Genomic DNA, 26,255 nt, shown 5'->3' on the forward strand with positions numbered 1-26,255 from the left:
AAAACCGGTGAAGGACACGCACTCATGACGACGCCCACGATCGAGCTCAAGCCCTCCTCGAACCCGCTGTCCGACGCGGAGCGCGAGGCGATCCTGGTCAAGCCCGGCTTCGGCCGCCACTTCACCGATCACATGGTGACGATCAAGTGGACCGAAGGCCGCGGCTGGCACGACGCGCAGCTCGTCCCGTACGCGCCGCTGTCGATCGACCCCGCCAACATGACGCTGCACTACGGCCAGGAGATCTTCGAGGGTCTCAAGGCCTACCGCCAGCCCGACGGCACGGTCGCCACCTTCCGCCCCGAGGCCAACGCCGAGCGCTTCCAGCGCTCCGCGAACCGGCTGGCCATGCCGGAGCTGCCCGTCGAGACGTTCGTCGCCGCCTGCGACGCGCTCGTCCAGCAGGACGCGGCCTGGGTCCCGGCCCACGGCGGCGAGGAGTCGCTCTACCTGCGCCCGTTCATGATCGCGACCGAGGTCGGGCTCGGTGTCCGGCCCGCCAACGAGTACCTCTTCCTGGTCATCGCCTCGCCGGCCGGCGCGTACTTCCCCGGCGGTGTGAAGCCCGTCTCCATCTGGCTCTCCGAGGACCGTGTCCGCGCCGTCCCCGGTGGCATGGGCGACGCCAAGACCGGCGGCAACTACGCCGCGTCCCTGCTGGCCCAGGCCGAGGCCGCGGCCAAGGGCTGCGACCAGGTCGCCTACCTCGACGCCGTCGAGCACAAGTGGGTCGAGGAGCTCGGCGGGATGAACCTGTACTTCGTGTACGGGAACAAGATCGTCACCCCGTCCCTGACCGGCTCCCTGCTCGCGGGCATCACCCGTGACTCGCTGCTCAGGCTCGCCGCCGACCTCGGCTACGAGCCCGAGGAGAACCGCGTCTCCATCGACCAGTGGCGCGACGACACCGCGAACGGCACTCTCACCGAGGTCTTCGCCTGCGGCACCGCCGCCGTCATCACCCCCGTCGGCACCGTGAAGAGCGCGGGCGCCGAGTGGACCCAGGGCGACGGCACGCCGGGCCCGGTCACCCTCCGGCTGCGCGAGCGCCTGCTGGACATCCAGCGCGGTGTCGCCGAGGACACCCACGGCTGGATGCACCCGCTGGGCTAGTCGGCATCCGCTTGTACGCACGAAAGGCCGCGCCTCCGCCGGGCGCGGCCTTTCCTGTGCGCAGAAGTTCGAGTGTCGTTCAAACCTGACTGCCATGGGTTCCATTTTTCCCTGTTCACTGGTTAGAGTGCTGCTCTAAACAGGAGGTGCGACGACGTGCGACTGACCCCGACCGAGCGCGACCGGCTGCTGCTCTTCGGCGCCGCCGAGCTGGCCCGCGCCCGCCGCGCCCGCGGTCTGAAGCTGAACGTCCCCGAGGCCACGGCCCTGATCGCGGACACCGTCTGCGAGGCCGCCCGGGACGGGCGCCGGCTCTCCGAGGCGATCGAGGCCGCCCGCAGCGTGCTGGGGCCGGACGATGTGCTGCCCGGGGTCGCGGACGTCGTGACCGAGGTCCATGTGGAGGCCGTCTTCGACGACGGATCGCGGCTCGCCGTGGTCTCCCGGCCGCTGGGCGCCGGCCTCGGCGACGAAGCGCCCGGCGCGGTCGTGCCCGGGCCCGCCACGCCGGAGCCGGAGCCCGCGGTACGGCTGGACGTCCGCAACACCGCGACCGTCCCGGTCTCCGTGACCTCGCACTTCCACTTCTTCGAGGCCAACCCGCGGCTCGACTTCGACCGTGCGACGGCGTACGGGATGCGGCTCTGCGTCCCCGCGGGGTCCTCGGTCCGCTTCGGGCCCGGTGAACGGGCCGAGGTGGGCCTGGTGCCCATCGGCGGCGACCGTGTCGCGATCGGGTTCGCCGGGCTGGTCGACGGTCCGCTCGACACACCCGGGGCGCGCGAGGAGGCGCTGCGGCGTGCGGCTGCCTGCGGCTACCTGGGAGCAGAGCGATGAGCATCGATCCGTACGAGTACGCCTCCGTCCACGGCCCCCGTGCCGGGGACCGGGTCAGGCTCGGCGACTCCGGGCTGACCGTCAGGGTCGAGTCCGACGCCCAGAAGCCCGGCGACGAGTTCCTCGCCGGATTCGGCAAGACCGCCCGTGACGGGCTGCACCTCAAGGCCGCCGCCGTCCGGGAGACCTGCGACGTGGTGATCAGCAATGTGCTGGTCATCGACGCCGTGCAGGGCATCCGAAAGGTGTCCATCGGCATCCGCGAGGGCCGGATCGCCGCGATCGGCCGCGCCGGGAACCCGGACACCCTCGACGGGGTGGACGTCGTCGTCGGCACGGGCACGTCCATCGTGTCCGGCGAGGGCATGATCGCCACGGCGGGGGCCGTCGACACCCATGTCCACCTGCTCTCGCCGCGGATCATGGAGGCCTCGCTCGCCTCCGGCGTGACCACGATCATCGGCCAGGAGTTCGGCCCGGTCTGGGGCGTCGGCGTCAACTCGCCGTGGGCCCTGCGCCACGCCTTCAACGCCTTCGACGCCTGGCCGGTCAACATCGGCTTCCTGGGCCGCGGTTCCTCCTCCCACGAGGCGCCGCTCGTCGAAGCGCTCGCCGAGGGCGGGGCCTGTGGCTTCAAGGTCCACGAGGACATGGGCGCCCACACCCGCGCCCTGGACACCGCGCTGCGCGTCGCCGAGGAGTACGACGTCCAGGTCGCCCTGCACAGCGACGGGCTGAACGAGTGCCTGTCGGTCGAGGACACCCTGCGTGTCCTGGAGGGGCGCACCATCCACGCCTTCCACATCGAGGGCTGCGGCGGCGGGCACGTCCCCAACGTCCTGAAGATGGCGGGCGTGCCGAACGTCATCGGCTCCTCCACCAACCCCACCCTCCCCTTCGGGCGGGACGCGGTGGCCGAGCACTACGGGATGATCGTCTCCGTCCACGACCTGAAGACGGACCTGCCCGGCGACGCCGCCATGGCCCGCGACCGGATCAGGGCCGGCACGATGGGCGCCGAGGACGTGCTGCACGACCTCGGGGCGATCGGGATCACCTCATCCGACGCGCAGGGCATGGGGCGGGCCGGGGAGACCGTCCGCCGCACCTTCGCCATGGCCGGGAAGATGAAGGCCGAACTCGGCCCGATGGAGGGTGACGGGCCGGGCGACGACAACGCCCGGGTGCTGCGCTACATCGCCAAGCTCACCATCAACCCGGCCATCGCCCACGGCCTCGCGCACGAGATCGGCTCCATCGAGAGCGGGAAGCTCGCCGACATCGTGCTGTGGCGGCCCGAGTTCTTCGGCGCGAAGCCGCAACTGGTCCTGAAGTCCGGCTTCCCCGCCTACGGCGTCACCGGCGACCCCAACGCCGCCACCGACACCTGCGAACCGCTCGTCCTCGGACCGCAGTTCGGCGCATACGGGGCCACCGCCGCCGATCTCTCGGTCGCCTTCGTCTCGCAGGCCGCCACCCAGCTGGGGGCGGACGCCATGCCGACCCGCAGACGACGCGTCGGCGTCCGGGGCACCCGTGGCATCGGCCCGGCCGACCTCCGCCTCAACTCCCGTACGGGAGCGGTCGATGTGGACGCCCGCAGCGGCCTCGTCACGCTGGACGGCGACCCGCTCAGCTCCGAGCCCGCCGAGTCGGTCTCCCTCAACCGGCTCTACTTCCTGTAAGAACCCCCCGCTTCCCTTCCTCCAAGGATCCGCCGTGACCTTCCGCATGCCGCCCGAATGGGCCCCGCACGAACGCACCTGGATGGCCTGGCCGGGCCCCAACCCCACCTTCGACACCCCGGCCGAACTCGACGAGGCCCGCCGCGCCTGGGCCGCCGTCGCCCACGCCGTCCGCCGCTTCGAACCCGTCACGGTGGTCGTCGGCCCGGGTCAGGAGGACAGCGCCCGCGCCCTGCTCGGCCCGGACATCGAGCTGGCGGTGCGCCCGCTCGACGACGCCTGGATGCGGGACATCGGCCCCACCTTCGTCACCGACGACACCGAACTGGCGGCGGTCGACTGGACGTTCAACGGCTGGGGCGCCCAGGGCTGGGCTCGCTGGGAGCACGACCGGCACATCGCCCGCTCCGTCGCCGAGCTCGCCGGCGTCCCCGTGCACAGCTCGCCCCTGGTCAACGAGGGCGGCGCGATCCACGTCGACGGCGAGGGCACCGTCCTGCTCACGGAGACCGTGCAGCTAGGCAAGGAACGCAACCCCGACTGGACCCGTGAGCAGGTCGAGGCCGAGGTCCACGCGCGCCTGGGCACCGAGAAGGCCATCTGGCTGCCGCGCGGCCTGTCCGGCGACTACGGGACGTACGGCACGCTCGGCCATGTCGACATCGTCGCCGCCTTCGCCCGCCCCGGCACCGTCGTCGCCCACGTCCAGCCGGACCCGGCCCACCCCGACCACGAGATCACCCAGGAGACCGTACGCATCCTGCGCGCGGCCACCGACGCGAAGGGGCGGCCGCTGGAGGTCGTGGAGGTCCTCGCGCCCACCGTGCTGCGGGCCGGCGGGGAGTGGGTCGACTACTCCTACATCAACCACTACGTCTGCAACGGCGGCGTCGTCCTGTGCGCCTTCGGCGATCCGCGCGACGAGCTCGCCGCCGGAATCTTCCGCCGCCTCTTCCCCGGCCGTACGGTGACACTCGTCGACGCCCGCACCATCTTCGCCGGGGGCGGCGGCATCCACTGCATCACCCAGCAGCAGCCGAAGGTCTGAACCGTGCCCCCCGCCCCGCGCACCCGCAACACCGCCCCGCCCCGCGAGGACGTGCTCGCCGCCGTCATGGCCACCGTCGCCGAACGCGGCCTCGACGGCCTGACGATGGCGGGGCTCGGCCGAGAGGTCGGCATGAGCAGCGGCCATCTCCTCTACTACTTCCGTACGAAGGACGAGCTGCTGCTCCAGACCCTGGAGTGGAGCGAGAACCGGCTCGGGGAGCGGCGGCGCCTGCTGCTGTCCCGGCCGGAGAGCGTCCGCGAGCGGCTCGACGCTTACATCGGCCTCTACCTCCCGGCCGGTCACCGCGACCCGCACTGGACGCTCTGGCTGGAGGTCTGGAACCGCTCGCGCGACGCCGGTGACGAGGCGCGCGCCCGGCAGGCCGCGATCGAGGGCGCGTGGCACCGCGACCTGGTGGCGCTGCTCGCCGAGGGCGGTGCGCGCGGGGAGTTCCGCCGGGTCGACGCCGAGCACTTCGCCACCCGGCTGCGTGCCCTGCTCGACGGGTTCAGCGTCCATGTGGTGGTCGGACTTCCCGGCACCAGCCGGTCCCAAGTTCTGGAACGTGTGCGGGAGTTCCTCGACGAAGCGCTGACCGTGGCGGGCTGACGTCACCCGGTCGTGAACGCAACGCACGTAAGTACCCGCGATCGTTGCGCCCTGCACTCTTGTCGGCCTTCCCGCGGTTCGGGCACGGTGTCCCACCATGGGACGAGAGCAGTGGAAGAAAATCTGGGTCGGCTCGGCCGGCAACATGGTCGAGTGGTTCGACTGGTTCGTGTACGCGACCTTCGCGGTGTACTTCGCGGACTCGTTCTTCCCCGAAGGCAACGAGACCGCCAACCTCATGAACACCATGGGCATCTTCGCCGTCGGCTTCTTCATGCGTCCGGTCGGCGGCTGGCTGCTCGGCCGGATCGGCGACCGCAAGGGCCGCAAGGCCGCCCTCACGCTGACCGTCACCCTCATGTCGGCGTCCGCGGTTCTCATCGCGATCGCGCCGACCTATGAGGTCGCCGGATACGGGGGCGTCGCCGTGCTGATGCTGGCCCGGCTGCTCCAGGGGCTGTCCGTCGGTGGTGAGTACGCGGCCAGCGCCACCTACCTCACCGAGGCGTCTGCACCCGAGAAGCGCGGCTTCGCCTCCAGTTTCCAGTACGTGTCCATGACCGCGGGACAGCTCGTCGGTCTCGGCCTCCAGATCCTCCTCCAGCGCAACATGTCCGAGGCGGCGCTGCACAGCTGGGGCTGGCGCATCCCGTTCGTCGTCGGCGCGCTCGGCGCGGGCATCGTCTTCTACCTGCGGCGCTCCATGCTGGAGACCGAGGTGTACGCCGAGTCCGGCGCCGCCGAGCAGCAGGACCGCGGCACGCTGAAGGTGCTGTGGCAGCACCGGCGCGAGGCGTTCCTCGTGATGGCGCTGACCATGGGCGGGACCGTCGCCTACTACACGTACACGACCTACCTCACGAAGTTCCTCTCCAAGAGCGCCGGCATGGAGAAGTCGACCGCCTCGCTCGTCAGCTTCTGCGCGCTGTTCGTCTTCATGTGCATCCAGCCGCTGGCCGGGATGCTGTCCGACCGGATCGGCCGACGCCCCCTGCTGATCACCTTCGCGATCGGCTCGACCTTCCTGACCGTGCCGATCATGACGATGCTGGGGCACGCGGACACCTTCTGGCCCGCGCTCGGCCTCGCGCTCCTCGCGCTGCTCGTGATCACCGGCTACACGTCCATCAACGCCTGCGTGAAGGCCGAACTCTTCCCGACCAACATCCGCGCCCTGGGCGTCGGCCTCTCGTACGCCGTCGCCAACGCGCTGTTCGGCGGCACCGCCGAGTACGTGGCGCTGTGGTTCAAGAACGCCGGCGCCGAATCCGGCTTCTACTGGTACGTGGCGGGCTGCGCAGCGGTCTCGCTCGTCGTCTACCTGACCATGCGCGAGACCCGCGACATCGACCTGAACCGCGTCGCCGCCGTGCGTGCGGGAGAGAAGGCGACGCCGTCCGGGGCGACGAGCGTCACGCCCGCATCCTGAGACGGGGCGGGGCACGGAGGCGGTCCTGTGCCAGACTGCTTCCGTGTCCTCGTTCGTCATGATTATTGGCAACAGGCGCGCCGGTCCGCAGTGATCGTCCCGTACCACCACGTACGGCACGGCCACCGTGCCCCAGACCCGCGCGCAGACCTCTCGCACCCGCGAGGGGTTTTTTGTTTTCCGGCCCTCACCAGGGGCCGGGACGAGGCGCGCGGGATGATGGGGGCAAGTGGAGCCAGATCGTCCGGATCCACTCATCCGACAGGAGTCAGACCAGCATGACCACCAAGGCCAAGCCCACCGACGACAGTTTCCATGTCTTCGACACCACGCTGCGCGACGGCGCCCAGCGTGAAGGCATCAACCTGACGGTCGCGGACAAGCTGACCATCGCCCGGCACCTGGACGATTTCGGCGTCGGCTTCATCGAGGGCGGCTGGCCGGGCGCCAACCCCCGCGACACCGAGTTCTTCGCCCGCGCCCGCCAGGAGATCGAGTTCAAGAACGCCGAGCTGGTCGCCTTCGGCGCGACCCGAAGGGCCGGCGGCAAGGCGGCGGAAGACCCGCAGGTCAAGGCGCTGCTGGAGTCGGGCGCCCCGGTGATCACCCTGGTCGCCAAGTCGCACGACCGCCATGTGGAGCTCGCCCTGCGCACCACGCTGGACGAGAACCTGGAGATGGTGCGCGACACCGTCTCCCACCTGGTCGCCCAGGGGCGCAGGGTCTTCGTCGACTGCGAGCACTTCTTCGACGGGTACCGTGCCAACGCCGCGTACGCCAAAGCCGTCGTCCGGGCCGCCTCCGAGGCGGGCGCCGACGTCGTCATCCTCTGCGACACCAACGGCGGGATGCTCCCCGCCCAGGTCCAGGCCGTCGTCGCCACCGTCCTCGCCGACACCGGCGCGCGCCTCGGCATCCACGCCCAGGACGACACCGGCTGCGCCGTCGCCAACACCCTGGCCGCCGTCGACGCGGGCGCCACGCACGTCCAGTGCACCGCCAACGGCTACGGCGAGCGGGTCGGCAACGCCAACCTCTTCCCGGTCGTCGCCGCTCTGGAGCTCAAGTACGGCAAGCAGGTCCTGCCCGAGGGCGCCCTCGCCGACATGACCCGCGTCTCGCATGCCATCGCCGAGGTCGTCAACCTCACGCCCTCCACCCACCAGCCGTACGTCGGCGTCTCGGCCTTCGCCCACAAGGCCGGGCTGCACGCCTCCGCGATCAAGATCGATCCGGACCTGTACCAGCACATCGACCCGGCGCTGGTCGGCAACAGCATGCGCATGCTCGTCTCCGACATGGCGGGCCGCGCCTCCATCGAGCTCAAGAGCCAGGAGCTCGGAGTCGACCTCGGCGGCGACCGCGAGCTCGTCGGGCGCGTCGTCGAGCGGGTCAAGGCCCGCGAACTCCAGGGCTACACCTACGAGGCGGCCGACGCGTCCTTCGAACTCCTGCTGCGCGCCGAGGTCGAGGGCAGGCCCCGGCGCTACTTCCGCGTGGAGTCCTGGCGCGCCATCGTCGAGGACCGCCCCGACGGCACCCACGCCAACGAGGCGACCGTGAAGCTCTGGGCCAAGGGCGAGCGCCTCGTCGCCACCGCCGAGGGCAACGGCCCGGTCAACGCGCTCGACCGGGCGCTGCGGGTCGCCCTGGAGCGGATCTACCCGCAGCTCGCCAAGCTGGAGCTGGTCGACTACAAGGTCCGCATCCTGGAGGGCCGCACCGGCACCGAGTCCACCACCCGCGTCCTGATCACCACGGGCGACGGCAAGGGCGACTGGGCGACCGTGGGGGTCGCCGAGAACGTCATCGCGGCGTCCTGGCAGGCCCTGGAGGACGCGTACACCTTCGGGCTGCTGCGCGCGGGCGTCGAGCCGACCGAGTAACGCAATCGGACACGTCCGGATCGCGGGCCGGCTCCCCGGCCCGCGGTCCAGGTGTGTGCGGCTCCTGCCGGCTCCTACTGGAGGTGCCATTTCTGGTTGGCCGCACCGGTGCACGTCCAGATCTGGGTGCGGGCCCCGTTCGCCGTCGACTGACCGGTCACGTCCAGGCACTTGTCCGCGGCCGTGTTGACGATGTCGCCCGTCGCGGCGTTGTACGTCCAGCGCTGCGCCGAGGTGCCGTTGCAGGTGTACAGCTGGACCTTCGCACCGTTGGCCGTCGAGCCCGAGGTCACGTCCAGGCAGGCGCCGAGCGTACGGATGGAGCCGTCACCCTGGACGGTCCAGCGCTGGTTGGCCGCTCCCGTGCACTCCCAGAGCTGGACCGGGGTGCCGTCGGCGCCGGTGTTGCCCGTAGCGTCCAGGCACTTGCCGCCGGGTCCGGACAGCGCCCCCGAGGCGGCCTCGGCCCCGGACTGCGTCCCCGACCAGGTGAAGGTCGCCGAGGTGCGGGCGGGGAGCGAGTAACTGAACTTACTGCCGCCCCAGTTGACCGTGATCTGCTGCGCCGAGCCGCCGCCGTTGTACGCGATCAGCGCCTTCGAGCCGTCCGGGTTGCGCCAGGCGACATTGGGCACGGTGGAGCTGGCGGTGGAGGAGATCCGGGAGGCTCCCGGGCGGACGAACTTGGTCAGGTGGCCCATCGTGTAGTACTCGACCGTGTAGTCGACCTGGCCGCTCCTGCTGTCGCCGTTGTGTACGGTGATCAGCCCGTCGCAGGTGCCGCAGCCACCGTTGTGCGGGCCGCGGTTCTGGTCCACCGCCAGGGACCACTTGGTCACCGACTTCGCCCAGTTGCGGGTGTAATCGATGATGTTCATCATGTCTTCGCGCTGCTGGTCGGCGATCCAGGTCCCGCCCGAGTGCTCGGTCTGGAACGCGTCCATCGACGGGTACTGGTTGTGCACCGTCGTCTGCTTGGCGATGTCACCGCCGTACCCGTGCCAGGCCACTCCGCCGAAGTTGGGGTGGTTGCGCACGGCCGCGTCGTCCACGGTGGCCGCGGCGTACGCGTCGTAGGTGTCCCAGTTCCAGTCGTGCGCGAGCACCTTGGTGGCCAGTCCGGCCGAGGCCAGCTTCGGCAGCAGCTCGCTCTTGGTGAAGTAGGCCAGTCCGGAGCCGTTCCAGCTCATCGAGGGGTATCCCGAACAGCACGTCGGTTCGTTCTGTGCGGTGACGTAGTCGACCGGGACGCCCTGATCCCGGTAGGCCTGGAGGTACTTCACGAAGTAGTCGGCGTACGCGCCGTAGTTCTCCGCCTTCAGCCAGCCGCCGTTCAGCTGCCCGCTGTCCTTCATCCAGGCCGGTGCGGTCCACGGGGACGCCACCGTCGTCAGCGCAGGGTTGAGCTGCCTGGCCTGCTTCGTCAGCGGCAGCACGTCCTCCAGATCGTGTGCGATCGAGAACTTCGCGAGTGACGGGTCGGTCTGCCCGGAGGGCAGGTCGTCGTACGTGTAGCCGTACCGTGCCAGGTCCGAACCGCCCATCGGATTGCGTACGAACGACAGTCCGATGCCCTCCGTGGGGGAGAACAGCTTCTTCATCGTGGCGTCGCGGGTCGCCTGGCTCAGCGCCCCGCTGCTCTTCAGCAGGTACGCCGCGGTGTCGGTGAACGAGGCGCCGCCGCCGGTGAAGGTCTGGTACCTGGTGTTCTCGTCGACGGTGATGTTCGTACCGCCGCCCCCGTTACCGGCCCCGAACGTGACCGGGGTCTGCGCCTGCAGCCCCCGGGTGACATGACGGCCGCCCGCGTCGTCGGTGGTGGTCAGGGCGATGTTCACCGTCTCACCGGCGGCCTGCGCGGTGCCGGACGAGAGTCCGGTGAGGCCGGCGGCGGCGAGCGCTGCGGCGAGCAGCGCCCTGGCCGCCCTTCCTGATCGGATCATGGCTGATGCCTTCCTCGGCGGGAGCGTGGGGGACGTGCCGTCGGACGAGAGGGGAGTGAACTGCTCTTACGTGCCCACGTCAAGAGCGCTTTGTGTTCAGGACTTGAACGCAATCGCCTTTCCCGCTGCTCGAAGGATGGGTACGGACCAATGTCGACGTGAAGTATTGACGGCCCTGTTCCGGCGCGGTTAACTCACGCCACCAACGCCGGTACCGGTTCCGGAACCGGTTGCGGTACCGGTTCCACGGCTGCTCGTTCGCTCTGTCCCGTTGTGTCCTGGAGGCCCTCGATGCGTGTCACCATGGCTGATGTCGCCCGCGAGGCCGGCGTCAGCAAGACGACCGTCTCCCGGGTCATCAACACCAAGGGCGAAGTGGACGCGGAGACGGCCGCCCGTGTTCGTGAAGTGATCGCACAGCTCGGTTACGTCCCCAGCTCGGGCGCCGTCGGTCTGGCCCGCGGCAGCAGCCGTACGGTCGGCATGCTGGTGCCCTCGCTGACCTGGCCGTGGATGGGCGAGCTGCTTCAGGGCGTCGTCGACACCGTCGAGGCCGCCGACTACGGGCTGTTGCTCTTCACCTGCAACCGCGGGGCCGAGTCCGTGGAGCGCTTCACCACCCAGGTGTCGGCGCGGGCCTTCGACGGACTGGTGGTGGTCGAGCCCGAGAACACCCTCGACCACCTCACAGCACTGCACCGCGGCGGCCTGCCGATCGTGCTGATCGACGATCGCGGCCACCACCCCGAGTTCCCCTCCGTCGTGACCACCAACCACGAAGGAGGCGCGTCGGCCGCCCGTCATCTGCGGGACGCCGGCCGCACCAGGCCCGTGGTCCTCACGGGCCCCCAGCACTTCGGCTGCGTACGCGACCGGCTGGCGGGATTCGTCTCCGTCCTGCCCACCGACCTCGTCGTCCGCGGCGACTTCACCGAGCCCTGCGGCCGGCTGGCCATGGAGCAACTCATCGCCTCGGGAGCCGAGTTCGACTCGGTCTTCGCGCACAACGACATCTCCGCCGCCGGCGTGCTGCGGGCGCTGCGCGCCGCGGGGCGGACCGTGCCCGGCGATATCGCGGTGGTCGGGTTCGACGACATCCCGATGGCCGAGCACACCGAACCACCCCTGACCACCGTGCGCCAGCCCACCCGTCAGATGGGTGAGGCCGCCGCACGGATGCTGCTCTCCCACCTCGGCGGCACACCCGTGCCCGACGCACCCCTCGTGCTGCCCACCGAACTGGTCGTGCGCCACTCGGCGCCTTAGCGGAGGGGGCTCCGGCCCGCGCCGCACCCGCAGGACCCGCACCGCACCCGCACCGCCCGTACCCGGCGCGCCGAGCGCTGCCCGTTTCCGGATCTTCGAGACCCGCCAGTCCCTCCTGGAGTCGCCATGTCCGCACGCCGTCAGCACACGCTCAGAGCGGTCGCGCTCGCCACCGCGGTGGTCGCGCTCGCCGCCGGATGCTCGTCCGCCAACTCGAACCACAACAAGAGCGGCAGCGCCTCGGGCGTCCTGACCCTCGGAAAGCCGGACGGGCCGCAGACGAACAACAGCAACCCGTTCCTGGCCACGTCGGCGGGCGCCACCCTCGGCTACCGCTACATGATCTACGAGCCGCTGGCGATGACCCGCCAGATCCGCCCCGCCGAGAAGGCCGACCCGTGGCTGGCGACGGACTGGACGTGGGACCTCAACTTCACCAAGGTCACCTTCACCCTGAACGACAAGGCGAAGTGGGCCGACGGCAAGCCGCTGACCGCCGAGGACGTCGCGTTCACCTTCAACCTTCTGAAGAAGCACCCGGCGCTCAACGGCAACGGCATCGCCTTCGGCGGCGTCGAGGTCCAGGGCAAGAAGGTCGTCCTGACCTTCGACGACTCCCAGTACGTCAACCAGAACAAGATCATCAACCAGTTCATCGTGCCCAAGCACATCTGGGAAGGCGTCAAGGACCCGGAGACCTGGCCCAACCGGACGCCCGTCGGCTCGGGGCCGTACAAGCTCAAGACGTTCACCCCGCAGACCACCACCCTGACCGCCACGCCCACGTACTGGAAGGGCGCGACGAAGGTCAAGGAGCTGCGCTACAGCACGTACAACGACAACAGCGCGGCGACCACCGCCCTGGCGAGCGGCAAGCTGGAGTGGTCGTTCGTCTTCATGCCGAACTACAAGCAGCTGTACATCGCCAAGGACCCCAAGAACCACAAGCTCTGGTTCCCCTCCGGGCTCGGCATCCACGGACTGTGGTTCAACACCGCCCGCAAGCCGTTCGACAACCCGGCGCTGCGCAAGGCCATGGCGATGGTCGTCGACCGCAAGGCGATCTACGTCCAGGCCGAGGCGACCCTCTACCCGGAGATCACCAACCCGACCGGCATCCCGCTGCCCGCCGGTGAGTCCTTCCTCGCGCCCGAGTACAAGGGCGCGACCATCAAGCCGGACGTCGAGGGCGCCAAGAAGGTCCTGGAGAAGGCCGGCTTCACGCTCAGCGGCGGCGTGCTGAAGGACCCGGGCGGCAAGCCCGTGAAGCTCACCTTCACCGACCCCGCCGGCTGGAACGACTACATCACCGGCCTCGCGATCATCAAGGACAACATCAAGAAGCTCGGCATCGAGGCCAAGGTCAAGACGCAGACCGCCGAGGCCTGGGGCGCGGACGTCGCCAACGGCAACTTCGACGCCACCCTGCACTGGACCAACAGCGGCGCCACCCCGTACGACATGTACCAGAACATCATGGACGGGGCCCTCCTCCAGCCCATCGGCAAGGCCTCCCAGCTCGGCAACTTCGGCCGCTTCAAGAACACCGAGGCCACCGAGGCGCTGAAGGACTTCGCCGGCGCCACGACCGACGAGGCCCGGGCCACCGCCATGAACACCCTGCAGAAGATCATGGTCGAGCAGGCGCCCGTCATCCCGACCGCGGCCGCCCCCATCGGGGCCGAGTACTCCACCAAGAACTGGGTGGGCTGGCCCACCGAGGCCAACCCGTACGCCGACCCGCAGCACACCCAGCCCTCGTCGCTGGAAGTCGTGCTGAATCTCAAGCCGTCGAAGTAGGGCCGTCGGCCTCACACCCAGGGATCCAGGAACCGGCCATGTCTGAACAGACCCAGAACAACCACGTCGTGCTCGAAGCACGCGGAGTCACCAAACACTTCGCCGTACGGCGCACCGGCCGCGATCTCCTCGCGGGCAGGCGCCGCACCGTCCACGCCGTCGACGACGTCTCGCTGCAACTGCGGCGCGGCACCGTCACGGCACTGGTGGGGGAGTCGGGCTCCGGGAAGTCGACCGTCGCCAGGCTGCTCGCCCAGCTGTATCCGCTCACCGAGGGCGAGATCCACCTGGGCGGTCAGGCGGTGAAGGCCGGACGTGGCCGGTCCTTCCGCAGGTACGTACGCCGGGTCCAGCTCATCTTCCAGGACCCGTTCGCCTCGCTGAACCCCGTGCACACCGTGCGCTACCACCTCACCCGCGCCCTGAAGATCCACGGCAGGGCGGGCAGCGGCGAAGCGGAACTGGAACAGAACCTGACCGCTCTGCTGAACCGTGTCCAGCTGACTCCTCCTCATCAGTATCTGGACAAGTTCCCGCACGAGCTGTCGGGAGGTCAGCGCCAGCGCGTGGCCATCGCCCGCGCGCTCGGCGCCGACCCCCAGGTCCTTCTCGCCGACGAGCCCGTCTCGATGCTGGACGTCTCGATCCGGCTCGGCGTGCTCAACCTCCTCAAAGACCTCAAGGACCGCATGCACCTCGCGATCCTCTACATCACCCACGACATCGCCTCCGCCCGCTACTTCGCGGACTCCACGCTCGTGATGTACGCGGGTCGGATCGTCGAGGGCGGGGACAGCGAGACCGTCACCCAGCGCCCCGCCCACCCCTACACCCAGCTCCTGATCGCCTCGGCGCCCGACCCGGACCGGGTCGTCGACGAGGTGGAGCAGGAGGAGACCGGCAGCGGCGAACCGCCCTCCCTCATCGACCCGCCGGCCGGCTGCCGCTTCCACCCCCGCTGTCCGAAGGCCATGGAGCGCTGCCGCACCGAACCGCCGCCGCGCTTCGACCTGGCCGACGGCCAGTGGGCCGCCTGCTGGCTGTACGACTCCGAAGGCGCTGCGGCGAAGGAGGCTGCGAAGTGAAGTACCTGCTCCAACGGCTCGCCTTCTACCTGGTCACCGCGTGGGCCGCGATCACCATCAACTTCCTCATCCCGCGGCTGATGCCCGGCGATCCGGTGCAGTCCCTCATCGCCCGCTTCCAGGGGCAGCTGGACACCAGTGCCATCGCCTCGCTCAAGGCGCTGTTCGGCCTGGACAAGCACCAGTCGCTCTGGGACCAGTACACCGACTACTGGGTGCACCTGTTCCATGGCGACCTCGGGCTGTCGTTCACCTTCTTCCCGACACCGGTCAGCGAGGTCATCGGCGACGCACTGCCGTGGACACTCGCGCTCGTCGGCATCACCACGCTGATCAGCTTCGTGCTCGGCACCGGCCTCGGGGTCTTCACCGGCTGGCGGCGCGGCTCGTGGATGGACAGCCTGCTGCCCGTCACCACGTTCATCTCGGCCATCCCGTACTTCTGGCTCGGCCTCGTCGCCATCTGGCTGTTCGCCATGAAATGGCCGCTCTTCCCGGCCGGTGGCGGATACGACGACGGGCTGGTGCCCGCCTTCGACTGGCCGTTCATCTCCAGCGCGCTCTACCACGGGGCGCTGCCCGGCCTCACGATCGTGCTCAGCGCCGTGGCCGGCTGGGTCCTCGGCATGCGCAACATGATGGTGACGGTGTCGAGCGAGGACTACGTCATGGTCGCCCAGGCCAAGGGCCTGTCCGAGCGCCGGGTGATGTTCGGGTACGCCGCCCGCAACGCGATCCTCCCCAACATCTCCGGCTTCGCCCTCTCACTCGGCTTCATCGTCGGCGGCACGCTCCTGGTCGAGATGGTCTTCAACTACCCGGGCATCGGCTTCCAGCTCCTCCAGGGCGTCGGAGCCAAGGACTACCCCCTCATGCAGGGCGTCTTCCTCATCATCACGCTCTCCGTCCTCGCGGCGAACCTCCTCGCCGACGTCCTCTACATGCTCCTCGACCCCCGTACCCGAAGGGAGGCGTAGGACATGGCCGTCACCGCCACCGAGGTAGCCGTACTCGACGCCGCCGAGACCCCGGCGCCCAGCAGGCGCAGGTTCCGCTTCCTGCGCGGACGCAAGACCGTCGTCGGACTCGGCATCCTGCTCTTCTTCGTGCTGATCGCCGTCATCGGCCCGTGGATCGCCCCGTACGACCCCGACGCGATGAGCGACCAGTTGCTTCAGCCGCCGTCCGGGGCCCACTGGTTCGGCACCACGCACATCGGCCAGGACGTGCTCTCGCAGATCCTCGTGGGCGCCCGGGGTGTCCTGATCGTCGGATTCGTCGCGGGCATCCTCGCCACGGTGCTGTCCGTGCTCGTCGGGGTCAGCGCCGGCTTCCTCGGCGGCGCCGCCGACGAGGTGCTCTCGCTGCTCTCCAACGTCTTCCTGGTCATCCCCGGACTGCCGCTGATCATCATCATCGCCAGCTTCGTCTCCGACGCGGGCGACCTGCTGATCGCCGCCGTCATCGCCCTGACCTCCTGGGCCTGGGGCGCCCGGGTGCTGCGCGCCCAGACGCTCTCGCTGCGCCGCCGGGACTACGTCGAGGCGGCCCGCGCCACCGGGGAGTCGACCTGGCGCATCATCCTCTTCGAGGTGCTCCCCAACCTGACCGCCGTCATCGCCTCCGGCTTCGTCGGCACCGTCATCTTCGCGATCCTCTCCGAGATCACGCTCGCCTTCATCGGCGTCGCCGACATCTCCAACTGGAACTGGGGGACCGTCCTGTTCTGGGCGCAGTCCAACCAGGCCCTCGCCCAGGGCGCCTGGTGGTGGTTCGTCCCCGTCGGGCTCTGCATCGCGCTGCTCGGCATGTCGCTCGCCCTCATCAACTTCGGCATCGACGAATTCGTCAACCCGCGCCTGCGCACCGAGACCGGCGCCTCCCGGAAGGTCCGCATGCGCGTCGGCTTCACCCCCGTGGCCCGCACGGACAGAACCGACACCGGCTTCACCCCCGTGGCCCGTACCGGCACTTCCGAGAAGGAAACCCGCTCATGAGCGAGCCCGTCCTCACCATCAGCGGTCTCAACGTCGACTACGGGACCGGCGCGGACGCCGTACACGCGCTGCGCGACATCGACCTCACCCTGCACCGCGGCGAAGTCCTCGGCCTCGCAGGCGAGTCGGGCTCCGGCAAGTCCACCCTGGCCTACGCCGTCACCCGGCTCCTCTCCCCGCCAGGCGTGATCACCGGCGGCGAGGTCCACTACCACCAGCGCGACGGCCAGGCGCTCGACCTGCTCACCCTGTCGGCGCCCGAACTGCGCGCCTTCCGGTGGCAGGAGCTGTCGATCGTCTTCCAGGGCGCGATGAACTCGCTCAACCCGGTGCACACGGTCCACAGCCAGCTCACCGACGTACTCCAGGCTCACCGCCCGGAGATGAGGAAGAGCGAGCGGACCGCGCGGGCCAGGGAACTGCTGAACCTGGTCGGCATCTCCGCCGACCGGCTCGGCGCCTACCCGCACCAGCTCTCCGGCGGCATGCGCCAACGCGTGATGATCGCGATGGCCCTCGCCCTGGAGCCCGAGATCGTCATCATGGACGAGCCCACCACCGCGCTCGACGTCGTCATGCAGCGCCAGATCCTGCGCCAACTGGTCAAGCTGCGTGAGGAACTCGGCTTCTCCGTCGTCTTCATCACGCACGACATCTCCCTCCTCATCGAGTTCTCCGACCGGATCGCGATCATGTACGGCGGCCGGATCGTCGAGGAGGCCGGCGCGTCCGACCTCTACCGCGACCCCCGCCACCCGTACAGCGACGGGCTTCTGCACTCCTTCCCCGCCCTGCACGGGCCCCGCCGCGAACTCAGCGGCATCCCGGGATCGCCCCCGCACCTGTCCGCGATGCCGGCAGGCTGCGCCTTCCACCCCCGTTGCGCCAAGAAGGTCGAGGGCTGCGACACCCACGTCCCGGTGCTCGCGGCTCCGGACGGGGACGGCTCCCGCTCGGTGGCCTGCTGGCTCCACAAGGAAGCCCCGGCCCCCGCTGTTCGTTCGTAGCGCCGACGTCACGCACACCCCAGGAGACCCATGAACCTCAGCACCCCCCGGGCCTACGCCCGCGAGCTGACAGCCCAGGCCGTCCCCGGTCTGCCCGCCGACTTCCGCTGGGGCGTCGCCACCGCCGCGTACCAGATCGAGGGAGCGGCGGCCGAGGACGGCAGAACGCCGTCCATTTGGGACACGTACTGCAGGGTGCCGGGCATGGTCGTCCGCGGTGAGAACGGTGACGTGGCCTGCGACCACTACCACCGGATGCCCGAGGACGTCGCGCTGATCGCCGGTCTCGGCGTCGACACGTACCGCTTCTCGCTGGCCTGGCCCCGCGTCCAGCCCGGCGGCCGGGGCCCCGCCAACGCCAAGGGCCTCGACTTCTACAAGCGGCTGCTGGACGAGATGGACACCAAGGGCATCACCCCGTGGATCACGCTCTACCACTGGGACCTCCCGCAGGAGCTGGAGGACGCCGGCGGCTGGCCGGCCCGCGACACCGCCTACCGCTTCGCCGAGTACGCAGCCCTCGCCTACGACGCCCTGGGCGACCGGGTGAAGCACTGGACCACGCTGAACGAGCCGTGGTGCTCGGCGATGCTCGGTTACGCGTACGGCAACCAGGCCCCCGGCCGGAAGAACTTCGGCGACGCCATCCACGCCGTCCACCACCTGCTCCTGGGCCACGGCCTCGCCTCCCGGTACATGAGGGAGCAGGCCGCCGCGCGCGGCAACGACCTCGAACTCGGTCTCACCCTCAACCTGGGCACCGCCACCCCCGAGACCGACAGCCACGAGGACGCCGAGGCCTGCCGCCGCGCCGACGGACTCGGCGCCCGCCTCTACCTGGACCCCGTCGTCAAGGGCGCCTATCCCGAGGACATCGTCGCCGACCTCGCCGCCCAGGGCATCGAACTGCCCGTCCAGGACGGCGATCTGGCGGCCATCGCCACCCCGCTGGACGTCCTCGGCGTCAACTTCTACCGCGGCTCGCTCTTCTCCGGCGTGACGGAGGAGGGCGCGACGACGGACGCCGACGGACTGCCGGTCACCCGCGTCGTCGAGCGCGATCTGCCGCGCACCGCCATGGACTGGGAGATCACCCCCACCGCCCTCACCGACCTGCTCGTCCGGCTGGACAAGGACTACGGCCTGGCGACGGTCATCACCGAGAACGGCGCGGCCTTCGACGACACCGTCTCCGCGGACGGCGAGATCCACGACGCCGACCGCACCACCTATCTCGCCGACCACATCGCCGCCGTCGCCGCCGCCCGCGCCCAAGGCGCCGACGTCCGGGGGTACTTCGCCTGGTCGCTGATGGACAACTTCGAGTGGTCCTACGGCTACGACAAGCGGTTCGGCATCGTCCGCGTCGACTACGACACGCAAGTGCGGACGCTCAAGGACAGCGCCAAGTGGTACCGCGACACCATCCGCCTCACCCGCAACGCGTAGCAGAGACCGCACCCCGTACCGCAGCCCACCGTACGAAGGAGCCGCACATGCCACCCCGCACCCGTCACCGGGCCAGACCCGCGACCGCCGCACTGGCCGCCGCCACCGTCATCGCCGGACTGCTCGCCGGGGCCGTCCCCAGCGCGGCGGCGCCCCTCGCGGCCGACGAACCGGCGCCCGTCGCCGTCGACCGGTTCGAGGGAGAGGTCCCCTTCGCGAACCAGCCCGCCGAGGGCATCTTCACCTGGGGCGGCGACGCCGACGACCCGCCCACCTTGGCGCTGAAGGAACGCCCTGATGCCCCCGAGGGCGCGAAGGTCCTCGAAGGCACCTACGACATCAGCGGCTACGGCGGACTCAGCCACGACTACGCCGCCGACCAGCCCGCCCACGACTGGTCCGCGCACAAGGGCATCCGCTTTTGGTGGTACGGACAGAACACCGCGCCCCTGCCGCCCGGTTCGGGCAAGAGGATCAGCTTCGAGATCAAGGACGGCGGCGCCCACGGCGAGGCCTCCGAGCTCTGGACCACCTCGTTCACCGACGACTGGGAGGGCTGGCACCAGGTCGAGATCCCGTTCGCCGACTTCGCCTACCGCGGCGACTACCAGCCCGTCGGCGGCATCGACCAGGTGCTCGGCCTGAACGAGATGTGGGGCTACGCCCTCACCCTGCCGCCCGGCGCCCCCGGCAAGTTCGCCATCGACGGCGTCGAGCTGTACGGGAAGGCCGACGCCGCCCTGAAGGCGAGCGTCGTCACCGACGCGGCCGTGCACCCCGTCACGCAGGGCGAGACCGCCGGCCTCGACCTCTCCGTCGCCACCACCGGCTCGCTCCCGCTGGACGAGCCCGTCACCGTCGCGTACGAGACGCAGGGCGGCAGCGCCGTCCCCGGCACCGACTACACCCCCGTCAGGGGCACGTACACCTTCCCCGCGGGCACCGCGTCCGGCACCACGCACCACGTCTCGGTCACCACGAAGAAGATCACCGGCGCGGCCTCCGCGAAGACGATCCCGCTCCAGCTCACCGTCACCGGCGCCCGGCCGCCGAAGGAGAACCCGCAGGTCGTCATCGACGCCCACGGACTGCCCTACCAGAACCCGAAGCTGCCGGTGAAGAAGCGGGTCGCCGACCTGCTCGCCCGGATGTCGCCCGCCGAGAAGGCCGGCCAGATGACGCAGGCCGAGCGCAACGCGCTCTCCTCGCAGGGCGACATCGCCACGTACGACCTCGGCTCGCTGCTGTCCGGAGGCGGCTCCGTGCCGACCCCCAACACCGCTGCGGCCTGGGCGAAGATGGTCGACGCCTACCAGCTGCGCGCCCAGGCGACCCGCTTCCAGATTCCGCTGATCTACGGCGTGGACGCGGTGCACGGCCACAACAACGTGATCGGCTCGACGATCATGCCGCACAACGTCGGCCTCGGCGCGACCCGCGACCCGAGGACCGTCGAGAGGACCGGCGCCGTCACCGCCAACGAGGTGCGCGCCACCGGAATCCCGTGGGACTTCGCCCCCTGCCTCTGCGTCTCGCGCGACGACCGCTGGGGCCGCGCCTACGAGGCGTACGGCGAGGACCCGGCCCTCGTGGAGTCCCTGGAGACGGTGATCCAGGGCATGCAGGGCGCCGCCTCCGGCAAGGACCTGGCCCGCAACGACAAGGTGCTGGCCACCGCCAAGCACTACGTCGGCGACGGCGGTACGGAGTACGGCTCCTCGACCACCGGTTCGTACCCCATCGACCAGGGCGTCACCAAGGTCACCCGCCAGGAGCTCGAAGCCGTCCACCTCGCCCCGTTCGCGGACGCGGTCAAGCGCGGTGTCGGCACGGTCATGCCGTCGTACTCCTCGCTCGACATCCTCGGCGACGACGAGGGCCCGGTGAAGATGCACGCCAACGCCGAGATGATCAACGGAGTGCTCAAGGACCGCATGGGCTTCGACGGCTTCGTCATCAGCGACTGGCAGGCCATCGACCAGATCCCCGGCGACTACGCCAGCGACGTCCGTACCTCCATCAACGCCGGACTCGACATGATCATGGTCCCGACGGCGTACAAGGACTTCACGAAGACGCTCCAGGACGAGGTCACCGCGGGCCGCATCACCCAGGCCCGGATCGATGACGCGGTCTCCCGCATCCTGACGCAGAAGTTCAAGCTGGGCCTGTTCGAGAAGCCGTACGCCGACACCTCCAACCTCGACAAGGTCGGCTCGGCCGAGCACCGTGCCGTGGCCCGCGAGGCCGCCGCCAAGTCCCAGGTGCTGCTGAAGAACGACGGCGGTGTGCTGCCGCTGAAGTCCACGCAGAAGGTGTACGTCGCCGGGTCCAACGCCGACGACATCGGCAACCAGGCCGGCGGCTGGACCGTCAGCTGGCAGGGCTCGTCCGGCAACATCACCCCGGGCACCACGATCCTGTCCGCCATGAAGAAGGACGCCGCCTCGGTCACGTACTCCAAGGACGCATCGGCCGCCACGGACGGTTACGACGTCGGTGTCGTGGTCGTCGGCGAGACCCCGTACGCGGAGGGCATCGGCGACGTCGGCAACGGCCACGACCTGGAGCTGTCCGCCGCGGACAAGGCGGCGGTCGACAAGGTCTGCGCCGCGATGAAGTGCGCCGTCCTGATCGTCTCGGGCCGCCCCCAGCTCATCGGCGACCGGCTCGACGGCATCGACGCGCTGGTGGCCTCCTGGCTGCCGGGCACCGAGGGCGACGGCGTGGCCGACGTGCTCTTCGGCAAGCGGGCCTTCACCGGGCAGCTTCCGGTGACCTGGCCGAAGTCCGAGGCGCAGCTGCCCATCAACGTGGGCGACGCGGCGTACGACCCGCAGTTCCCGTACGGGTGGGGCCTGACCACGCTGAAGAAGGCCCCGGCCGGCGGCGAGCTCACGCTCGGCGCCCTCGCCCTGGCCGCCCAGGTGGCGGAGAGGACCGGCCTCGGCCGGACCGACGTGGGCCGGACCATCGTCGGCCAGGCCCGGCTGCTGGTCCAGCAGAAGACCGGCGGGAAGCTGACGGAAGCGGTGTCCAAGCCGTTCGCCGACGCGGACCACCTGCTGCTCACCGGTGACCTGACCGGTGCGGTGGCGAAGCTGAGGGCGGCGTACCGGGCCGCCTGATCCGCGGGTGGGCGGGGGCCTCGGCAGCCCCCGCCCACCACGCGCTTCTCACCCGTTCGGGTTAGCGTCGAAGTATGCGGAACAGAGCGTTCCCCACATTCCTGGTCCCGGCGTTCCTGGCGGGACTCCTCCTTCTGCTGTCGGCCGCCGCCGTGCTCCTGGCCCCGGCCGGCTCCGCCGCCCCGGCCGCACCCGCCGCGACCAGCGCCTCCACCGTCGAGGAGGTGGCCCGGGCCCTGCGCAAGGGCCCGGTGTACGTCGACCCGGCGGCGGCCGGCCAGCTCTCCCGGAGCCAGGCCGACGCCCTGACGAAGAAGATCAAGGACGCGGACAAGCCGGTCTTCGTGGCCGTCCTGCCGCAGAGCCCCGCCTTCCCCGAGGACAGCGTGCTGCGCACCCTGCGCACCGACACCGGGATCACCGGCGTCTACGCGATCCGCCTCGGCAACGGCTTCAACGCGGGCGCCGACCCGCAGGTCATGTCCGGGCAGTCCGTCCAGAACCTCGTCGCGGCGGTGAAGGCCCCCGGCGCGGACACGTCCGCCGCGACCCAGCTGAACGCCTTCGTCGACCGGGCCGTCGACCAGGCCCGCGGCCATGCCCCCGGCTCCTGGGGCGGCGGGGGCACCTCCTCCGGCTCCGGTTCGGCCGCCGCCGGCCTGATCGTGATCGGCGGCGTCGTGGTCCTCGGCGGCGCGGCGGCGTACACGGTCGTGCGCCGCAACCGGAAGCGCAAGGAGGCCGAGGAACAGGCGGCCCTGGACCGGCTCCGGGTCGTCGTGGACGAGGACATCACCGCGTACGGGGAGACCCTGGACCGGCTCGACTTCCACCCCGCGGAGCGCGGCGCCGACGACGCGATGCGCGCCGACTACGCACGCGCCCTCGACTCGTACGAGAGCGCGAAGTCCCGCATGGAACACGCCCGGCATCCCTCGGACGTGCGCGGGGTGACGCAGGCCCTGGAGGACGGGCGCTACTCGCTCGCCGTCCTCGAAGCCCGCCGCACCGGCGGCGAACTCCCCGTCCGCCGCCCGCCCTGCTTCTTCGACCCGCGCCACGGACCCTCGGTCGCCGACGTCCGCTGGTCGCCGTCGGGCGGCACGGCCCGTGAGGTCCCCGTCTGCGGCGCCGACGAGGTACGGCTCCGCAACGGCGACGACCCGATGAGCCGCACCGTCGACGTGGGCGACGGCACCCGGCGCCCGTACTGGGAGGCCGGCCCGGCCTACGGCCCCTGGGCGGGCGGCTACTTCGGCGGCGGCCTGCTCCCCGGCCTGCTGGTCGGCACCATGCTCGGCTCGATGCTCTCCACCCCGGCGTACGCGGGGGAGTACGGCGGCGGTGACTTCTCCGGCGGCGACGTCTCGGGCTCCGACTTCGACTCTTCCGGCTTCGGCGGGGGCGGGTTCGGCGACGGGGGAGGCGGCGGGTTCGGTGACGGCGGAGGGTTCGGCGGCGGCGACTTCGGGGGTGGCAGCTTCTGAAGCGCCGGGGACGCGTCAGGGGTACGGAGCCCATGGCCCCGTACCCCTGAGCGGCTCGGTCGCGGTCCTGTCAGCGACGGTTCGCGTGGTCGCGCTCGAAGGCGGCGAAGGCCGCCTCCTGACGCCACTGGGTCGCGGCCTTCGGATTGTCGGCGAGGTAACGGCCACAGCGCGGGCCCGGCCGGTCACCGCCGGGCCGGCTGCCGGCGCAGGCCGGGACCGGGCGGTAGCCGGAGGGCGCGGAACCGGCGGCCCACAGGCTGCGCCCGTCGCGGAACGCGTACTCCAGCGAGGCGCGGGCCAGGTCCTTCAGCGCGGTGTAGCCCAGGTCGTACGTCCGGGCGGCGTACTGGTACTCGTGGCTGATGTCGATCCGCGAGACGCCCGGGTCGTCCGTGGACAGGACCACGGGGACGCCGTAGCGGCGGTAGGCCTCGAACGGGTGGTCGGCGCCCGCGATGCCGAGGATCTGCTTGTTGCTGGAGAAGGGCACCTCGACCGCGACCTGGCGGCGCGCCATCGTCCGGGCGAGCTGCCGCCAGTCGTCCTCGTGGACCAGGTCGACGCCGTGTCCGATGCGTTCGGCTCCGGCGACGAGCACGGCCTCGCGGATGTGGAACGTCAGGTCCTCCGGCTTGACCAGCCCCGGGGCCAGTTCACCGGCGTGCAGGGTGAGATGGGCGCCCGGGTACTGGCCGCGCAGGTACTTCAGCATCCGCATCTGGAGGCTGTAGTTGCTGAGCGAGCTGTCCCAGTCCTCGGGCTGGACCAGGTTGACCGCGACGAACCTCGGATCGCGCTCCGCCAGCCGCATGCCGACCGCCATCTGCGTGAACACCCGCGCCGGGGAGCTGCCCCGGGAGACCTGGGAGATCCAGCGGACGGGCAGCCGGCAGGCCGGCTCGGGGTGCGCGGTGTCGCAGTGCGCGGTCGCCCGGAACTGCGCGTCGGCGTCGTCGGCCTCCCGTACCGCGTCGTCCACGACCCGGTCGAGCTGCCCGCCGGCCAGGAGCTTGCGGTGGAACGCCGCCAGGTCGGCGTCGTAACCGACCGCCTCCGCGAGCTTCTTGGCGCTGTCCCCGGCGGGGGTGACCATGGTCTCCAGATAGAACTGGTTCTGCTCGACCGCGGTGTTGGCCACATTGGCCAGCAGCTTGCCCCGGTCCCACGTCGCCAGGCCGAACTTGCCGAAGGTGTCGAAGAAGTGGTCGTGTCCGGACTCGTCGGCCGGGAAGTCCTGCATGGACCACGCCCGGATGATCTGCTGCCGGAACGCGGCATCGGTCCGCGCGTCGGCGGCGGGCCGCTTCCCCGGACCGCAGGGCGGCGCGACGGCCGTCATCGTCGCGTCGATGCACAGGCCCTTCTCGCCCGCGAGCTTGATCAGGTACTCGGTGGTGGCCGCCCCCGAGAGGTGATTATGCAGGTCACCGCCCTTGGGCAGGGCCTTGAAGAACGCCTTCAGCCGCGCGGGCCTGCCCTGCAGGGAATCGAGATACGCGGCGGTCCTGCGCTCGGCCGCGGTCACCTCGCGGGGCGAGACGAACCCGGAAGCCCGCGGCGACACATCGGCCGAGGGCGCGGCAGCGGCGGCCGGGATCGCCGGGAGCAGCGTCAGCACGGCAAGGGCGCCGAGCCCGGCGGCAAAGGGGGACTTGGGACGGCGTGCCGTCCGAATGGTTGAGATCACGGCCGAATGATCGCTGCCGGGGAGGACATTTCCGCCCCGAACCACGTCCACAGGACGAAACGTCCACTCGATCGAGTGTGGAACGGGCCGCGCTGGGCGGTCACAGTAGCCTGAGGCCAGGGTATGGGAGGGTGATCATGCCGGAGCCCGGCAGCGCCGCCGACGTCGTCCGTACGTGGGACGCGCGCGCCGACCACTATCTCCGGCTCTTCCGCGACGAGTTGGACGGCAAGCCGTACGACCGGGAGGCTCTGCACGCGTTCGCCGGACGCGTTGCCGAGGGCGGCAGGGTGTACGACGCCGGCTGCGGGCCCTGCGGCCATGTGACGGAGATGCTGGCCGCCCAGGGCCTCGACGTCCTGGGAATCGACCTCTCACCGCGCTGCGTCACCCTCGCCGGGCAGGAGAAGCCCGGCTGCCGGTTCGCCGTCATGGACCAGCGGGACCTCGCGGGGAAGCGGCTGGACGGGCTCGTCTCGTACTACTCGCTCCATGACCAGCCCAAGAGGCACCTGGCCGCCACCCTGGCCTCATGGGCCGCGGCGCTCCGCCCCGGCGGGCAGCTGCTGATCGTGGTGAAGGAGGGGACCGGTGACCACGTCATCGACGATCCGCTGGGGAACGATCTGCGCGTGTACTGGGCGGAGTTCACGGAGTACGAGCTCCGCGCCGCGGCCGGGTCCGCAGCGTTCCGCGTCGACGACTGCACGGTCCGCGAGGCGTACGAGGACGAGATCCCCACCCGTCGCGTCTACCTTTCGGCGACGCGTCGACGGCCCCGAGCGTAGCGTGA

Annotated in this window: 19 protein-coding genes; 17 read left to right on the forward strand and 2 right to left on the reverse strand. The window is 70.5% G+C overall.

The window, feature by feature from the left end; translation table 11 throughout:
• The first annotated feature begins 24 nt into the window (after positions 1-24).
• The 7 genes from ABTX18_RS10345 (at position 25) to cimA (ending at position 8,610) form a co-directional block, all read left to right on the forward strand.
• Positions 25-1,113: a branched-chain amino acid aminotransferase gene (locus tag ABTX18_RS10345; protein ID WP_352122298.1), complete on the forward strand. Its 1,089-nt coding sequence runs from the start codon at positions 25-27 to the stop codon at positions 1,111-1,113.
• 156 nt (positions 1,114-1,269) lie between these two features.
• On the forward strand, positions 1,270-1,950 hold the full coding sequence (gene ureA / locus ABTX18_RS10350; protein ID WP_352122299.1) for an urease subunit gamma: 681 nt from the start codon (positions 1,270-1,272) through the stop codon (positions 1,948-1,950).
• Positions 1,947-3,635: an urease subunit alpha gene (locus tag ABTX18_RS10355; protein ID WP_352122300.1), complete on the forward strand. Its 1,689-nt coding sequence runs from the start codon at positions 1,947-1,949 to the stop codon at positions 3,633-3,635. Before ureA ends, ABTX18_RS10355 begins: the two co-directional genes overlap by 4 nt.
• A 46-nt stretch (positions 3,636-3,681) precedes the next feature.
• Complete coding sequence (locus ABTX18_RS10360; RefSeq protein ID WP_352122484.1) at positions 3,682-4,683, forward strand: agmatine deiminase family protein; 1,002 nt, start codon at positions 3,682-3,684, stop codon at positions 4,681-4,683.
• Between the two features lie 3 nt (positions 4,684-4,686).
• Entirely contained in the window at positions 4,687-5,295 is a 609-nt protein-coding gene (locus ABTX18_RS10365) for a TetR/AcrR family transcriptional regulator (protein WP_352122301.1), read from the forward strand.
• Positions 5,296-5,392: 97 nt separating this feature from the next.
• Positions 5,393-6,724, forward strand: coding sequence for an MFS transporter (locus ABTX18_RS10370; protein WP_352122302.1), 1,332 nt, complete (start codon positions 5,393-5,395; stop codon positions 6,722-6,724).
• A 278-nt stretch (positions 6,725-7,002) separates the two neighbouring features.
• Complete coding sequence (cimA, locus tag ABTX18_RS10375) at positions 7,003-8,610, forward strand: citramalate synthase (protein WP_352122303.1); 1,608 nt, start codon at positions 7,003-7,005, stop codon at positions 8,608-8,610.
• A gap of 74 nt (positions 8,611-8,684) precedes the next feature.
• Here cimA and ABTX18_RS10380 read toward each other — a convergent pair whose 3' ends face one another.
• The gene (locus ABTX18_RS10380; protein WP_352122304.1) at positions 8,685-10,553 is read right to left on the reverse strand and encodes a lectin; all 1,869 of its coding nucleotides are present in this window, start codon (positions 10,551-10,553) and stop codon (positions 8,685-8,687) included.
• 291 nt (positions 10,554-10,844) lie between these two features.
• On the opposite strand from ABTX18_RS10380, the gene ABTX18_RS10385 reads away from it, so the two are divergent.
• The 9 genes from ABTX18_RS10385 to ABTX18_RS10425 all read left to right on the forward strand — a co-directional run bounded on the left by ABTX18_RS10385 (position 10,845) and on the right by ABTX18_RS10425 (position 23,772).
• Positions 10,845-11,819, forward strand: coding sequence for a LacI family DNA-binding transcriptional regulator (locus ABTX18_RS10385; RefSeq protein ID WP_352122305.1), 975 nt, complete (start codon positions 10,845-10,847; stop codon positions 11,817-11,819).
• Between the two features lie 126 nt (positions 11,820-11,945).
• Positions 11,946-13,619 (forward strand): ABC transporter substrate-binding protein, encoded by a 1,674-nt coding sequence (locus ABTX18_RS10390; protein WP_352122306.1) that lies wholly within the window; start codon positions 11,946-11,948, stop codon positions 13,617-13,619.
• A 38-nt stretch (positions 13,620-13,657) separates the two neighbouring features.
• On the forward strand, positions 13,658-14,704 hold the full coding sequence (locus ABTX18_RS10395; RefSeq protein ID WP_352122307.1) for an ABC transporter ATP-binding protein: 1,047 nt from the start codon (positions 13,658-13,660) through the stop codon (positions 14,702-14,704).
• Positions 14,701-15,681, forward strand: a complete 981-nt coding sequence (locus tag ABTX18_RS10400) for an ABC transporter permease (RefSeq protein WP_352122308.1) — start codon at positions 14,701-14,703, stop codon at positions 15,679-15,681. Before ABTX18_RS10395 ends, ABTX18_RS10400 begins: the two co-directional genes overlap by 4 nt.
• Positions 15,682-15,684: 3 nt before the next feature.
• On the forward strand, positions 15,685-16,701 hold the full coding sequence (locus ABTX18_RS10405; RefSeq protein WP_352122309.1) for an ABC transporter permease: 1,017 nt from the start codon (positions 15,685-15,687) through the stop codon (positions 16,699-16,701).
• Positions 16,698-17,708: an ABC transporter ATP-binding protein gene (locus ABTX18_RS10410; protein WP_352122310.1), complete on the forward strand. Its 1,011-nt coding sequence runs from the start codon at positions 16,698-16,700 to the stop codon at positions 17,706-17,708. The genes ABTX18_RS10405 and ABTX18_RS10410 overlap by 4 nt, the downstream gene beginning before the upstream one ends.
• A gap of 30 nt (positions 17,709-17,738) precedes the next feature.
• A complete protein-coding gene (locus ABTX18_RS10415; protein ID WP_352122311.1) occupies positions 17,739-19,157 on the forward strand; it encodes a GH1 family beta-glucosidase in 1,419 nt (472 codons plus the stop codon).
• Between the two features lie 47 nt (positions 19,158-19,204).
• The gene (locus ABTX18_RS10420; RefSeq protein WP_352122312.1) at positions 19,205-22,285 is read left to right on the forward strand and encodes a glycoside hydrolase family 3 protein; all 3,081 of its coding nucleotides are present in this window, start codon (positions 19,205-19,207) and stop codon (positions 22,283-22,285) included.
• Between the two features lie 74 nt (positions 22,286-22,359).
• On the forward strand, positions 22,360-23,772 hold the full coding sequence (locus tag ABTX18_RS10425) for a hypothetical protein (RefSeq protein ID WP_352122313.1): 1,413 nt from the start codon (positions 22,360-22,362) through the stop codon (positions 23,770-23,772).
• Positions 23,773-23,842: 70 nt separating this feature from the next.
• Here the strand turns inward: ABTX18_RS10425 and ABTX18_RS10430 are convergent, their stop codons facing one another.
• Positions 23,843-25,462 (reverse strand): adenosine deaminase family protein, encoded by a 1,620-nt coding sequence (locus tag ABTX18_RS10430; RefSeq protein ID WP_352122314.1) that lies wholly within the window; start codon positions 25,460-25,462, stop codon positions 23,843-23,845.
• Positions 25,463-25,599: 137 nt separating this feature from the next.
• Here ABTX18_RS10430 and ABTX18_RS10435 point away from each other — a divergent pair, with 137 nt between their 5' ends.
• Positions 25,600-26,250, forward strand: coding sequence for a class I SAM-dependent methyltransferase (locus tag ABTX18_RS10435; protein ID WP_352122315.1), 651 nt, complete (start codon positions 25,600-25,602; stop codon positions 26,248-26,250).
• Positions 26,251-26,255: the final 5 nt, after the last annotated feature.

Source organism: Streptomyces sp. NPDC096323 (assembly GCF_040302845.1).
Lineage (GTDB): Bacteria > Actinomycetota > Actinomycetes > Streptomycetales > Streptomycetaceae > Streptomyces.